This window comes from Wolbachia endosymbiont (group B) of Melanostoma mellinum (assembly GCF_947251465.1).
GTDB lineage: Bacteria > Pseudomonadota > Alphaproteobacteria > Rickettsiales > Anaplasmataceae > Wolbachia.
Genome location: NZ_OX366366.1, coordinates 144,499 through 157,816, shown reverse-complemented (window position 1 = coordinate 157,816; position 13,318 = coordinate 144,499). Strand labels below are relative to the sequence as shown.

Below are 13,318 nucleotides of genomic sequence, written 5' to 3'. Positions count from 1 at the left end.
ATTCTTCAATATCCATATCAAGCCACTGATTGATTCCACCACCAACCATTGAGCTAAGTGATAATATGCTCAGCCTCAATTCTTCTGCTGAGACAAAAAACCTTGTAACACTTCTTGAATCTTACTGTAGTCTGCCAAATCAAGTTCTTCTACTGCTTCTCTTGAAATACTTGCAAGATTTGCAATCAGTGCTACTTCTTTCTCTGCATCGCTATTACCCATACGTTCAACAGCTAAACGGTCTCGAACTTTTGGGCGACGTAGAGTTAGCTCTGAAACTAAAGTTCCATCGATTTTTATTGGTTCAGTTAATTTAATTTTTTGCATTATTTTACCTCTTTATTTAAATTCCTAGAGCTATGCGCATAGAAGTCATTTGATCAACACCATCGATTTTGCGAATCATGTTTTCTGCATCAATTTCAATCAATTCTCTGCCATCAATAGTAAGCTTATAATAGTTGGCAGCAATTATACATTTTAGTGTCGCTTTTTCAGCAGGTTTCCAGCTACCAAAATCAAGTTCTTTAAAGAGCCCTCTTAAGTTAATTACTACTGATTCGGCATCACTACTTCCCTGCAAACCTCCTCTTAAAGTAAGAGAGACAGCATTATTATTTATCAATCCAAAAAGTCTAAAGAGCTCAGAGTCATATTCAGAAAAAGTGAAATCTGCTTCAAGCTTCTCCATGCCCATATCAATATTTATTGGAATATCCATACCACCAGCACGGTACTCCTCTGTTTTTATGGTAAGCTTCGGCAAAGTTATTTCATCTATTTTTCCTGCATAGCCTCTACCATCAACAAATACGTTAAAATTTCTCAGTATTTTCGGTAACATTTGTTTTTCTCCTTTTCTTACAGTACTTCGCTATTGATCAAGTGTGATCTAAAAGTAATCTGTTCTGCCGGATACGGTGGTGTAAATTCAAAGTCAAAATATACTTTTCCACTTGCAATGTTTGCCGGCGTATTGAGTTCTGGGGTTGCATAACATCTTCCACTGATAATCGCTCCTTGGGCTTTTAAATTAGCCAAATAAGAATTCACCCCCTCAATTACATCATCTATATAAGTTTTGGTGATATTGCGATCAACTGCCCATAAATGAGCTCGAAGTAAACTATCATTGATTAAATCTGCAGTCCTTCTCACTGATAAAAAAGCCCATTTTGAGTCATTTGAACATGTTCTATTTCCCCAAAGCCTATAGCCATTTTGATGAATTATCGTTGTTACTTCATTTTCATTCAAGTGGTTTGCTCTACAATTTGTATTACCGAGCGTAAAATCAATAGGCCTGCTTGTTCCAACAATACCATTTATCTCTTTGTTTGAAGGTGAATGCCAAAATCCTTGCTCACTATCTACTTTCGCTATTAAACCAGCTACAAATGGGCTTACTGGCAAAATTTCTTCTTTTCCTTCAATAAATACCTTAACCCAAGGATCAACTACGTACACTCTTGAGCTGCCTACACTTTTTCTCCATTTTATTACTTCTTCATCATTGGTATTTGATCCATCTGCTACTATTATTGCTCTTAGCTTTTCTGCTATAGGAATTAAAGCGCTAACCACTGGATTTCCAGCATCTCCAGATAATTGATGAGTAAACTGAGGTGCAATTAGTATTCTTGGCGCAACATGAACTATGCTTTCACTACTGAGGAATGCCTCTATCCCTTGATACTCTCCAGTTTCTTTATCAACACCGCCAATTATATTCTTCAGCGTCTCTTCTTCTTTTAATTTTGGATCGCTGTTTTCACTTTCCTCAACTCGAATAACTACTACTGTTGCGCCAATTTGGGAAAATACTCCATTTACTGCAGAAGGTAAACTGCCACTCTTTCCAAGCTTTGCTGCTTCTTTTAAGCTTCCTGCAATTAACACTGGTTTATTTAGCGGAAATTTTTGCTCATCGGCTTCAGGAGCAGTACCAATTACACCTATCACTGATGACTTAGCCGTACGTACTACCCTTGCTCCAGAGGTTACCTCTATAACATTTACTCCGTGTAAAAATTCTTCTGTCATTTTTTCCTTTGTACGCTGATTTTTGAAAAGAATTTAACTTTCTAGGTTTTGCATTTTTTGTCTACAATCATCTAGCAAAGTTTGCAGTTCTTCTTTACTTTTAGCTTCACTGATTTTCCTTTCAGCTATATCTACCAATTCTTCACATTTGATTATTGCTTTTACTGCTTTTTTTGCCTTTTCCTGAATCATTTCTGCCATCTCTACTACTGAAATTCCTCGTACTTTTGCTAAAGATTCTATAATTTCTACATCTTTTTCATCTTGGTCTGCTAGAATGCTTTTTGCTGCTTTTTCTTGTATTTGATACGATTTAGCTTTTTGGTGAGAATTTCCAGCGTATTCGTTAGTATAGTTATCATAATAAGCACGAAGATTAGAAAGTGCAGAAAACTTCGCATTTTGTAGTAACTCCAATTCAATATCTTCTTGACTCCGCTGAGCAATTTCTCCTCCTTCTGTTAACTGATAACTCTTTTGCCAGTCAAAATTCTTTGGCGCTTCATACCAATCATTTCCAATTGGCTTACTTTCAAGCGTTGTTGTTTCTACTTGTTTGTTATGTTCAAATCTAATATAAATTGGCATTGGTTTTCTCCGTTTTCTAGTATCAATTCCAAATTTTATGAGTGGCATCTAATCCTGGGCATTGCCAAGCTCTTAGCGTTCTCTCTACGTCCACCTCAAGTCCCGTGGTTAGAAAATTGCTGCGAAAATTATATATTCCCCACTGAATAAATTGACCATAGATTGTGCTATACGTGTGCTCACTTGCAAAGAACTCAGGTGTCTCACCAACTCTTTCACCTTCTGAGTGAAGATTAGATGACGTATAAAGTAACACTGCAACAGTTTTTCCTGCTGGAATGAGTATGTTACCTGATGCAATAAATTCAGGACTGTTAATTTCATGCTGGTAAATACGTGTCCAAGTAATTCTCGAAATCTCTGACTTCCTTGTATTAGTTTTATCAGGTGTACCTATAAATAATCCTGCTCCTCCATAATTAACTTCATCTTTATACCACATTGCAGATCCAACAAAGTTTAGAGTTTTACTTATATCTACATTGCTTGTGTTTTTTACGAATATTACTCCCAGTGCAGCATAAGGGTATTTCAGCATATTGAATTGCTCAGAAAATCCATCATACATAAATCTTGGGTATGATTCTCCATAGATAAATGTACCTTTGCTTCCCTCTAAAAAACTGAGTTGTCTTGGCCGATAAAAACTAACATAGCTTTCATATGTGTGAGTACCTGCTAGTAGTTGTAGCATATAGTCTGTTTTTGTTACATCACTACTCCACTGACCAAGCTCAGTTGTAAAAGTTCCGTGGCCAAAGTAATTATTTTTTCTACTTAGTACACCAAATAAAAAAGGTAATGCTCCAGGTTCAATCATATGACGATTTCTTACTTCTTTCATGATTGATGAGCCACTTGGTACATCATTAACAGTACGGAAGTTATTCACTAAACCTTTAAGACCATCTTTATGATCATTGCCAACACTGTTTATTGCTGCAATATTGGCATTCTTTCTCGTATCAAGTAGCGATAAATTTGTTGTTCCTTTTTCATCAATTCTCTTTAATAACTGCTTCTCTGATTCAGAGATCACTGCTAAAGAACTAGCTTTTTTATTATCCAGATCAGTTAAGTGTTTTTTTGCACTATCAAGAAGTTCTTTTAGCTTACCATCTGTCATCTGCACAATTTCAGAAACTGCACTTTTGTCGACTATTGATTCCAATGCTTTAGCAAGATATGCTAATTGATCTGGTGTACTGTTTTCTGCTAAATCCTTAAGTCTTTTTTGTAGTGCATCAATTATTCCTTTTACTTCAGTCATCTGCACAACGTTGGAAATAGCTTTTTTATCTGCTATCAATTCCAGAGATTTTGCAAGATATGCCAGTTGATCAGGTGTGCTGTTTGCTGCTAAATCCTTTATCCTTTGGTATATTGCTTCTTTCATTCCCAAAAATTTAAAAAAGTTTCAAATCTAAATCGTTTAAAATTATTTTTTAGTTGATTATGCTCATCTTCTCTTTCGGTAATATCTTCATCTATTTTTTCTATCGCTTTGCGAATACGTACTACATCTTCTACCGCAATATTCTCTGGGTGTGGCAAAGGATATCCTCGTTTGCTTTGGTCATTTGGCATTGATTCAAGTAATAATCACTCGCAAATTTTTGACTTTAGGACGATAGACAACCGTTCCACTTAAAACCAATTTTATCCTTGTCTCATTGCCATTAAAGTTTGTCAGTATGTGGACTCTCTCTACCCAATTTTCTCCAATTGGTTTTCCTGATGTTAAATTTACTAATTGCCAATCCACATTTTTTTGCACATATGCTTTTACATCTGCAGTGCCAGGTATTAGCGCATCATATGTTATGGTGATCTTGGTGTTAGCTCCTGCTGTAATGCTTCTTGTAACATAATCTCCTTTTTCCCCTATATTACCTATAACTAGCTGTAACCCAGGATATAGCACTGGACTTTTTTCTCGCCCTCCTTTTAGGCTTGCTTTTACCGTTAGCTCTCCAGATAATCTTTCACGCAGTGCGAGCGGCAAATTATCAGACAAAAAGTTTTCTCTTCCCTCTTCATCTGTTAAGATAAATTCTACATTGGTATCAAATGCTACTTTTTTGACGTTCGTCAAAACAATTAAATCTGATACATTATTTACAGTAACTTTGCCCAGATCAATAACGTGAGAACTTTCGCTAAATTTTGCAGCTAGTAATCGAAACGTTAAATCTAAATTCTGATGCGGTGTCCAGGTACTTGCATTGCTCGATGATAATAATACTCCTACTTGATATGGCTGACTTGTTACCCAACGGCTATTTACTGCATCATATTTGCCAAGTTCTGCTATCTTTACTGCAGTACCAGGATCATCAGTAAGCAGTACTATTGCATGCTCCTCTCCTGCATGGCAAAACACTGGTGACCAAGTTATACGTGTTGCCGTGCCATCTATCTTTATATCTTTTGGCTCAATATAACTTTCAGCAATGACAGTCTGCGAGGGCATTCCCACTGCTGTTTCTCTAATCTGCACAGCAACACGTTTTTTGCCGTTATTTACAAACCATAACTCTAGACCTCCTATGTGTCTGCTCTCATTTAAAGTAAATGTTTGCGCTAAAGGATCAACTCTTCTTGCTGCGATCACTCTTCTTCTTTCTTCTATAGTAATAGTTTTTTTACCAGTATAAGTTGCCTCTCCATAGCTTCCTTTATCCCCATAAAACTGTACTAATTTAGTACCTGCTGGAATGTTTGCTGGTACTTTCACCTTTCCCTTTAATTTTCCCTGGTTGTTAGCTTCCACTTTTTTTTCCTCTATGCCATAGGTATAATAGAAATGCCATCAAATTTTATTTCCTTAAGCTTTTCATCTGGCTCAAAACCTTCAATTTCAAAATTCTGTACTGCTTCTCTCATAAATTCAGTTTCGTATGAAGTACTTGACAGCAGCTCTGTCGTTTCTTTAGCATTAAATACTCTGGTTACTGGACTTTTCCAATTTGTTTTTACCTCCGTCCAGTGATCAATGTTTTTATTTAGAGTAACTTTTGCGGTTACTTTATCAAAAGCTTGATATGGATTAATTTTTTCACTTTTAGTCTGTAAAAGCTGTTCCAATACCGGCTCAAGTTCATACGGCAAAAGATATCTTTCCCCACCTTTTTCAATATCTGCAACTTCTACATCTATTGGCAGAACTAGCTCTCTATTTACTATTGCTGCAGACTGCGAAATTCCTTGATCACGCATATCATCATCAAAGAATGGGTCAACAAATACTCCTTTTTTGGTAGTAGGTTCTCTTGAATTTGCATCATTGCGTAGACGTTCCTCTGCAACCAGCGCATAAAGATCATTTATTCCTTTTTTCATTGCTTCAAGCTCATTCATCGGTACAGCATGAATAGCATTATTCACTATTTTTACCCCTTCTTTTTCTCCGTTTTTCCATGTCTGATGAATGTAGCAGAGCAAAAGTTGTCCAGAGGGCGCTTTAGGCATCGATGGTCTCCAAGGGTGAGCTATGCCTTTTATTCTTCTTACCACCCCTTTGCTATCGATAGTAATTAAATCATAGCGGGGCATTTTCCAGGTGTAATCAACCAGAACCAAGCTGTTATCAACTGCTCCTTTTACTTTACACCCCTCTTCACTTATATCTTCAGGGCTCACCTGAGTACGACAGCGATAAGTTATTTGATAACTACTCCCAGGTGCTGGTTCTTTGCCAGGTAATGACCAATCAACATTTCCTGCATTTAACTTATAGTCTATACTATTTTCATAAATAACATTGCCTTGTTTAATTTGAATAATTTCAAGTACCGCAGAGTCAGGTATTGGATCAACAGCTCCTGAGTATGAACCATGAGTAACAGTAATGGTTTTTTGAATAGTGATATCTACTTTTTTGATTTCACTGATTGGAAAATCATTAACTTTAAGTTCCATTACTCTTTGGCTGAAAAGTATGTGGTTCTGATTCAACTGATTTTATATCCGGATCTTCATCAAAAGAAACACGAATACTGTGAGGAAGTTCAATCTCATAGCCATCAACATGAGCTTTGCCCTCATTAATTACAAAAACTTGTTTTCCTCCTTCTCCCTCTTCCTTTTGCAGGAACATTACTTCAAGACCATTTACGACGTAGGAACCATTTGCCTCTTTGTCATAACGAGCAAGCGCAGTAGTTACTATGTTTGCTTGTGGAGGTGGTGAATGTTCTATTAATACTCCATTTTCAATGTTATAGATTAGATAAAACTCTCCTTCAGAAAAACGTGGAGAAAGACCTTCTGCTTGATAACCCCAAATGGTGGAAACTTTAAGTCTTGCAGCTCCTACTTCCTGATAGTTTCTTGTACCAACAGCAGGATCACGAAGGTTTTCATCCTCAAGTTCTGTAATGGTAGATTCTACATAATAAACACCTATGCGAACTATAGTACTCAGTGGAATAACAAACTCTTCTTTTTCGACTTTTCTAACCGCTCCACGAAGATAGATTTTTCCTGATTCAAGCGTAACTTTACCAGTTTCTCTATCTATAATACAATTGCTTCCTGTTATAACATCACCATCACGAAATATTGCATCGCCTATGCCTTTAAGCTTAGAGAGAGCATATTCCTGAGTCTCGTTTAGTTCTGCAGACTGTAGACCTCTTCCTGCAAGAAATAAGCTTTTTTCGTATTCTTTGTCAGGATTAAAGCGGTTATAATAGGCGTTTAAAGTCATTTTATGCTAGAAAAATTCAAAAAGTTACAACAAATGAAAAAGTTTCCCGGGTGGCAGCAGTTCTGATAAGCGGCACTGTATGCTCAAGGACCAATAAAATTCCAGGATCTTCTATATCTTGTGGTTCAAAATATCTCTGTCCTTCAGGTAATCCTTCTTTTATTTTAGTACCAACCATAACCCCTAATTCCCGTATAACTTGATTTGCTGCGTCCGTGAAATCGAAAGTAAATTTAAGGTAGAGATTGTTGGTTGGTACAGCGGAAGATTTAAACCTTCCAGAAGGAGTTATAAGTTCGCCGTTTTCATCACCTTTGCAGAAGAGAACTTCGTCTGCAGTACGTCTGCCAAGTTCATTCAAGAGCTTTATAGAATTTATAGGTTCAGGTGGTGTGCTTTGAATGTACTCTATGGTAACTTTATCACTTACTGGAATAGAGCTATTTTCCGTACGTTTAATTACACCAGTACTGCTATCAACTGTATAGTCAACACTTGGCTGATGCATTGTTTGTCCTGTAACAACCTTCACATCTTTAACAGGTTGATGATCAAGTTTTATTTCACCCTTAACGAAAGTTTTTTCTACTTTATGGCTACTTCCAGAGCTTGAATCACCACTTCCCCAAGCAAGATGTAGAGATTGCTTTTTTATGCTTGCTGCTATTGCTGCTCTTCCTGATTGTGTAAGAATTGACACCTATGATGAGTTTGAAAGGCTTATATAATATATATTCAGGATTTGGAAAATTTTTGTCCAAAAAAAATGAATTTTTGCCTAATTTTTTGTTGCAGTATTATTTAAAAATCGAACTATATTATTCTCGAAAAAAAACAATAGAATATCAATAGGTTAAAAATTGCATCTGTATTATTTATTTTTGCTCCTGTCCTACAAAGTGCACCTATAAGTTCTCATCCTTAAAGCATTAATTGTTTTAGGGAAAAGTTATGAAACTAAAAACTGCCATAGTTGTTCAAAATATACGGTATCAAGCTAAGAGATTAAAACTTTTTGAATGCTTTGCTCATGAAACTCATGAAGATCTTGAGCAAGAACTTTTCTGTGAAATTTGGACTTATCTTGATAGATATGACGAAAGTAAAGGTAGCTTTAACACTTTTGTAGCAAGATTAACTGAACGTCGTGCCAATAACTTATTGGAGAAACAACTATGTATGAAGCGCAATATTAATAACTATGTCAATATTGAGAAAACAGAAGCTTTTGAAGATGAAGTAGCGAAACGTACTGATGTAGATTACATGATTTCAACGCTACCAAGAAAGATGCAAAAGATATGCGAGCAACTCAAGTACTTTAACTTATATGAAGTTGCTAAGATGAACAACATATCAAGAACTACTTTAAATACTATGGTAAGAAAAATACGTATAAAACTCTCTTCCATCTACTACAAGGGCAAAAAGAAAAATTGAACATAAATTCTACCTTTCCTGAATATATAACATATACCATTGAGGTGAATAAATGACTTTTAAAATTTTAAACAATAATGAAAGATTGAAAACAACTACAGGCATAAAAGTAGTAATTTTTGGTCCTTACGGTATTGGTAAAACCAGTCTCTTAAAGACTATAAGTGAACCAACACTATGTCTTGACTTTGAAGCAGGTCTGCTTGCTGTTCAAGATTGGCAGGGAGATTCAATTAGTGTTCGTACTTGGAATCAAGCTCGGGATATTGCCTGCCTAATTGGTGGTCCGAACCCTGCACTAAAATCTGATCAGGCGTATAGTCAGAAACACTATGAGCATGTCTGTAGCAAGCACAAAGATCTTCTTTCTGAAGTGTCTAAATACCGATGCATCTTTGTGGATAGTATAACCGTTGCTTCACGTTTATGTCTATTATGGGCAAGGATGCAACCTGAAGCTTTTTCCGATAGATCAGGAAAAGAAGATAAAAGAGCTGCTTATGGGTTGCTTGCTCAAGAGATGATGGCTTGGCTCAATCAGTTTCAACATATCAGAGATAAAGACATCATCATAGTTGGCACACTAGGTCAATATCTCGATGACTGTAATCGTTCAACATGGCTACCTCAATGTGAAGGGGCTAAAACTGCTAGTGAGATTCCAGGGATAGTTGATGAGGTAATCAGCATGGTTGGAATCAAGAAAGATGATGGCACAGAAAAACGTTCATTTGTCTGTCAGACTATTAATACTTGGGGATATCCAGCTAAAGATCGCAGTGGTTGCCTTAACATGGTTGAAGAGCCGCATCTGGGTAAATTACTTGCGAAAATTAAAGCCAAAACCTTGGCTTCTGTTGCCTAATTTTAAAAGGAGTAATATGGAACAAAGCTTTTTCAATATCGGTCAAAAAATCCCTTTTTACAGCGTAAAGGAGTATTTAAGTGATCAAACGCCAATACCAGAGGATATAATCTCACCAAGAATTTTAACAAAAAGAGGTCTATTGGTACTGGGTGGCCCACCTAAAATCGGCAAAAGTGACTTTTTGATCTCTTGGCTTGTCCACATGGCTGGAGGTATTTCTTTTCTTGGTATGACGCCAAGTAGACCTTTGAAGATCTTATACATGCAAACTGAAATTGAATATGAATATATGAAAGAACGTTTGCAACAACTTGATCAAGAACTTTTAAATGTAGCTGCTGAAAACTTAATCATTACACCAAAAGTTCAACTATCATTTAACAGTGAAGAAATAAGTGAAATAAAAAATTCTTTAAACGAAAAAGGCTTTAAACCTGAAGTTTTAGCTATTGATCCTCTTCGTAACATCTTTAGTAGTGAATATGGCAATGAAAATGATAATAGCGCTATGCTATTTTTCTTGCAAAAAACACTTGAAAGACTGAGAAATGTTATCAATCCAGATTCAGGCATAATACTCACTCACCATACAAAAAAACTCTCTAAAAAAATGCTAGAAGAAGATCCATTTCAAGGCTTAAGCGGTGCTGGTTCTTTGAGGGGATTTTATAGTACTGGTATGGTGATGTTTGCTCATGATGAGGAAAGCACTGTCCGTCAAATAGTATTTGAGCTTCGTAATGGTGAACGTGTAGCAAATAAGCTTGTTGATAAGATAGATGGTCGTTGGAAGCTTGCAGACCAATGGAGTAACTGATTTTTACTTAATTTATAGGAGACAATATGTTATCAGATTTTTTAACTGATTTTAATACTGCAAAAATACAGAGTAGTTTGATACCCAAAGGTACAATAGTTAAGGTAAAAATGGCAATAAAGCCTGGAGGTTATGAGAATTGGTTCACGAAAAGCTACACTACTGGCAGCATCTATTTAAACGCTGAATTTACTATCACTGAAGGTCCATATGCAAAACGCAAGATTTTTCAGATTATAGGTGTCAAAAGTGGCAAAGCAGAAGGTGAAGAAGACATCTGGGGAGAATCTGGACGTTCTATGCTTAGAAGCATTTTGGAGTCAGCACGAAATATTCATGCACATGACACTTCAGAGAAAGCAGTTACTGCTAGAAAAATCAACTCTATAGCTGATTTTAACGGGTTAGAGTTTACTGCAAAAGTTGGTATTGAAGCCGACAGTAGATACGGGAACAGGAACAGAATTGCTACAGTTGTTACTCCAGAACGGCAGTCTGATCCTCAGAAAGGGGACTGGATACCCTTCTAGCAAGCAAAAGAATTATTTTTTATATTAGAGGACTCTTATGAATAAATTTCAAAAAACACTATTAATTAATAATCTTAAAGAATGTCTATCTTATTTATTGTCTGACAATCATGAAACAGCAGATGATCTTTCTAAGCGAGATGTAGCTAAACTTTTGACTTCAGTTATAAATGATATAAATCTTGCTAAAGATTTACTAAATAAGACCACTAAACAGCGTTGGAGAAGAGAGTATGATACTATTTTGCAGTTAATTGATAAGAAGTCACATGGAGGAGTTCCTTATGCTAAGAACTCGTTTAGTTACCTTTTTGAATATAAATTTGGCCTTAAGGGTTGTCATTCTATTCGCAAACATATTAACACTTTAGCTGCTGCTGGTTATATTAAATTTTATGAGAAAGAAATACCAGAAAGTAAAAGGCGAATCAAAGTTATGAAAGTAGTTGCAAATTTAAAAACGGCAAATCCATACCAACAAAATTCATAAAACGGACGCTGAGCTTAGTCAAACTTCAAATTAATTAAATTATAAACATATTGGAGATTGTATGGATACATATTGTGATTTTAATACAGCAGCTCCACTAAAGAATGGAAATTATAAGCCATTAGAGGAGAAAGAACAGTTAAAAGATCAACTTCTACTAAATATCAGGTCTTGTCTTTCATACCTATTACCAAGAGGAATTTTTCGTGGTGATAAGTTTTATGTAGGCAATGTACAAGGTGATAAAGGAAAGAGTCTAGTAGTAGAATTAAGTGGTAGTGAAGCTGGCCTATGGCATGATTTTGCAACAGGAGAAGGTGGTGACATTATCACTGCCATTAAGTTAAGGGAAAGAGAAGTTAAGATTGGACAAAAAATTTGAAGTGATTGATAATTATGGTAAATACTAGGGTGAATTTTTAAGAAAAGGGAGTCTGAAAAGTGCAAGTTATTTAAAAAAGTAATAATTGCAGGTTATTTTGCAAAGAATGTACTAATGCAATGATACTGAAAAGATATCTTGAATTTAAAACACATGTTTTCTAGCTCTTTTCTGGTAGTTGAGTGAACGAATATCAGATATCTTATGACGATCAACTCTTCTCCCTTTTCTCACCACTAAAGTGTTCATCAAAAATAACTGTGATAGTCGATACATAATGCAGTCTATGTCTGACTCTGTAGAAAAAATATCAAAGGCTAAGTTTTTAATCGCATTAAATGAGACAGATTTATTGATGCTTTTTTTTAGTTTACTATTCTGTGAGCTCAATGTCTCTTCATCATCTTCTATCATGATACTTTCTAGATTACTGATGAAGATAGTTGACCAAAAATCCTGCTTGATAGTTTCAATACTTTTTCCTGTGAAATTCTCTAAATTTAATCTTCCCTTCAGCCTAGAAAAAAATGTTTCTACTCCCCAGCGCAAGTAATATAATCTCTCAAACTCTTCAACTGTAAAACGTTTCTCATCTAACAGAGATGTTACTAACACTTCAACTTCGCCAGAAGAAAGTATTATTTTGACTAACCTGAATTTCATCTCATCAGGTAATCCTAGCTTTCGTAGCTGTCTTGCTACTTTAATAGGTGCGGTAGACACTACCACCGTACTAGATGGGCTTTCCGGCTTAAACATAGTGTTTATTTCATTGAAAGACGAACTTGAACAGCGAATTATATAATTGATTTTCCTTCCTGTAAGCTCAGCAAGAAATCGATAAGATACGTATCCTCTATCACAGATTAACAAATCGTCTGATTTTATGGATTCAAGCATACCGATTGCTAAATCAACCTCATAGCTGTCACCTCTACTTAGCACAGATTTTATTGCAATATTATTTAGCACATCGTAGCAAACTTCAAAGGTTGCACTTGTATAGTCTTCAAATCTCTGGATTCCATTCCATACTGCTCTTGAGCCAAACTCACCTATTATTTTGTCGCTCTTTGGCAGAATCAGTATTGAAGCATCAAATGCAAGTACTCTGAAGCCATGGTGGGTTTTAAATTCCTGATCTTGGTAGTATAGGGAAACTATATCATCATTTAACTCTGAAAACGCAGTATGTTTTAGCTTCTTTCTTGCTTGAGTAAATGCACTTGCCGTAATTGTATAATCTTTTCTTGTATGCAGAACAAACTCATTAAGCATCACTTGTAATGACTTTACACTCTTTCTAAAAATCAGGAGAAATACATTAACGAAGGGCAGCTTTCTTTTTCGTGAGAAGTCTTTTGAGGATGCTCTGTGTGCGTTTATAAAGTTTAAACTCATCAATTTATTTTTTATAAACATGATTATTCTTTTTTTTACTCATGTCAT

At 35.7% G+C, this 13,318-nt stretch carries 14 protein-coding genes and 2 pseudogenes; 6 read left to right on the top strand and 10 right to left on the bottom strand.

Annotation, left to right across the window (positions count from 1 at the left end; genetic code table 11):
- Positions 1 to 75: 75 nt before the first annotated feature.
- The 9 genes and pseudogenes from OPR42_RS00725 to OPR42_RS00685 all read right to left on the bottom strand — a co-directional run bounded on the left by OPR42_RS00725 (position 76) and on the right by OPR42_RS00685 (position 8,042).
- A complete protein-coding gene (locus tag OPR42_RS00725; RefSeq protein WP_265027691.1) occupies positions 76 to 327 on the bottom strand; it encodes a phage tail assembly protein in 252 nt (83 codons plus the stop codon).
- 16 nt (positions 328 to 343) lie between these two features.
- Positions 344 to 844 (bottom strand): phage major tail tube protein, encoded by a 501-nt coding sequence (locus OPR42_RS00720; protein WP_265041522.1) that lies wholly within the window; start codon positions 842 to 844, stop codon positions 344 to 346.
- Between the two features lie 17 nt (positions 845 to 861).
- The gene (locus OPR42_RS00715) at positions 862 to 2,043 is read right to left on the bottom strand and encodes a phage tail sheath subtilisin-like domain-containing protein (RefSeq protein WP_265041520.1); all 1,182 of its coding nucleotides are present in this window, start codon (positions 2,041 to 2,043) and stop codon (positions 862 to 864) included.
- 33 nt (positions 2,044 to 2,076) lie between these two features.
- Positions 2,077 to 2,631 carry a hypothetical protein gene (locus tag OPR42_RS00710; RefSeq protein ID WP_265041519.1) on the bottom strand — a complete coding sequence of 185 codons (555 nt, stop codon included), beginning with the start codon at positions 2,629 to 2,631 and terminating at the stop codon, positions 2,077 to 2,079.
- 22 nt (positions 2,632 to 2,653) lie between these two features.
- The gene (locus OPR42_RS00705; protein ID WP_265041518.1) at positions 2,654 to 4,027 is read right to left on the bottom strand and encodes a hypothetical protein; all 1,374 of its coding nucleotides are present in this window, start codon (positions 4,025 to 4,027) and stop codon (positions 2,654 to 2,656) included.
- Complete coding sequence (locus tag OPR42_RS00700) at positions 4,024 to 4,218, bottom strand: hypothetical protein (protein ID WP_264337301.1); 195 nt, start codon at positions 4,216 to 4,218, stop codon at positions 4,024 to 4,026. The genes OPR42_RS00705 and OPR42_RS00700 overlap by 4 nt, the downstream gene beginning before the upstream one ends.
- 4 nt (positions 4,219 to 4,222) lie before the next feature.
- Positions 4,223 to 5,404: a hypothetical protein gene (locus tag OPR42_RS00695; RefSeq protein ID WP_265041515.1), complete on the bottom strand. Its 1,182-nt coding sequence runs from the start codon at positions 5,402 to 5,404 to the stop codon at positions 4,223 to 4,225.
- 11 nt (positions 5,405 to 5,415) lie between these two features.
- Positions 5,416 to 7,342: pseudogene (locus OPR42_RS00690) on the bottom strand (DUF4815 domain-containing protein).
- Positions 7,343 to 7,358: 16 nt separating this feature from the next.
- The gene (locus OPR42_RS00685) at positions 7,359 to 8,042 is read right to left on the bottom strand and encodes a hypothetical protein (protein WP_265041513.1); all 684 of its coding nucleotides are present in this window, start codon (positions 8,040 to 8,042) and stop codon (positions 7,359 to 7,361) included.
- Between the two features lie 251 nt (positions 8,043 to 8,293).
- Here OPR42_RS00685 and OPR42_RS00680 point away from each other — a divergent pair, with 251 nt between their 5' ends.
- The 6 genes and pseudogenes from OPR42_RS00680 to OPR42_RS00655 all read left to right on the top strand — a co-directional run.
- Complete coding sequence (locus OPR42_RS00680) at positions 8,294 to 8,782, top strand: sigma-70 family RNA polymerase sigma factor (protein WP_230609203.1); 489 nt, start codon at positions 8,294 to 8,296, stop codon at positions 8,780 to 8,782.
- Between the two features lie 52 nt (positions 8,783 to 8,834).
- Positions 8,835 to 9,647: an ATP-binding protein gene (locus OPR42_RS00675; protein ID WP_265041511.1), complete on the top strand. Its 813-nt coding sequence runs from the start codon at positions 8,835 to 8,837 to the stop codon at positions 9,645 to 9,647.
- A gap of 16 nt (positions 9,648 to 9,663) precedes the next feature.
- Entirely contained in the window at positions 9,664 to 10,467 is an 804-nt protein-coding gene (locus OPR42_RS00670) for an AAA family ATPase (RefSeq protein ID WP_265035219.1), read from the top strand.
- Between the two features lie 26 nt (positions 10,468 to 10,493).
- Positions 10,494 to 10,997: a hypothetical protein gene (locus tag OPR42_RS00665; protein ID WP_265027977.1), complete on the top strand. Its 504-nt coding sequence runs from the start codon at positions 10,494 to 10,496 to the stop codon at positions 10,995 to 10,997.
- 37 nt (positions 10,998 to 11,034) lie between these two features.
- The gene (locus tag OPR42_RS00660; protein ID WP_265027978.1) at positions 11,035 to 11,487 is read left to right on the top strand and encodes a hypothetical protein; all 453 of its coding nucleotides are present in this window, start codon (positions 11,035 to 11,037) and stop codon (positions 11,485 to 11,487) included.
- A 61-nt stretch (positions 11,488 to 11,548) separates the two neighbouring features.
- Positions 11,549 to 11,818: pseudogene (locus OPR42_RS00655) on the top strand (AAA family ATPase); the annotation flags it as partial.
- Positions 11,819 to 12,013: 195 nt separating this feature from the next.
- On the opposite strand, the gene OPR42_RS00650 reads toward OPR42_RS00655, so the two are convergent.
- Positions 12,014 to 13,291: an IS4 family transposase gene (locus OPR42_RS00650; protein WP_265041416.1), complete on the bottom strand. Its 1,278-nt coding sequence runs from the start codon at positions 13,289 to 13,291 to the stop codon at positions 12,014 to 12,016.
- Between the last annotated feature and the right edge of the window lie 27 nt (positions 13,292 to 13,318).

Bases quoted from the DNA above. Each gene is read 5' to 3' on its own strand.
- OPR42_RS00665 (WP_265027977.1), top strand. From the start codon at position 10,494: ATGTTATCAGATTTTTTAACTGATTTTAATACTGCAAAAATACAGAGT.
- OPR42_RS00705 (WP_265041518.1), bottom strand. From the start codon at position 4,027: ATGAAAGAAGCAATATACCAAAGGATAAAGGATTTAGCAGCAAACAGC.
- OPR42_RS00720 (WP_265041522.1), bottom strand. From the start codon at position 844: ATGTTACCGAAAATACTGAGAAATTTTAACGTATTTGTTGATGGTAGA.
- OPR42_RS00715 (WP_265041520.1), bottom strand. From the start codon at position 2,043: ATGACAGAAGAATTTTTACACGGAGTAAATGTTATAGAGGTAACCTCT.
- OPR42_RS00675 (WP_265041511.1), top strand. From the start codon at position 8,835: ATGACTTTTAAAATTTTAAACAATAATGAAAGATTGAAAACAACTACA.
- OPR42_RS00680 (WP_230609203.1), top strand. From the start codon at position 8,294: ATGAAACTAAAAACTGCCATAGTTGTTCAAAATATACGGTATCAAGCT.
- OPR42_RS00650 (WP_265041416.1), bottom strand. From the start codon at position 13,291: ATGTTTATAAAAAATAAATTGATGAGTTTAAACTTTATAAACGCACAC.
- OPR42_RS00660 (WP_265027978.1), top strand. From the start codon at position 11,035: ATGAATAAATTTCAAAAAACACTATTAATTAATAATCTTAAAGAATGT.
- OPR42_RS00670 (WP_265035219.1), top strand. From the start codon at position 9,664: ATGGAACAAAGCTTTTTCAATATCGGTCAAAAAATCCCTTTTTACAGC.
- OPR42_RS00700 (WP_264337301.1), bottom strand. From the start codon at position 4,218: ATGCCAAATGACCAAAGCAAACGAGGATATCCTTTGCCACACCCAGAG.
- OPR42_RS00710 (WP_265041519.1), bottom strand. From the start codon at position 2,631: ATGCCAATTTATATTAGATTTGAACATAACAAACAAGTAGAAACAACA.
- OPR42_RS00725 (WP_265027691.1), bottom strand. From the start codon at position 327: ATGCAAAAAATTAAATTAACTGAACCAATAAAAATCGATGGAACTTTA.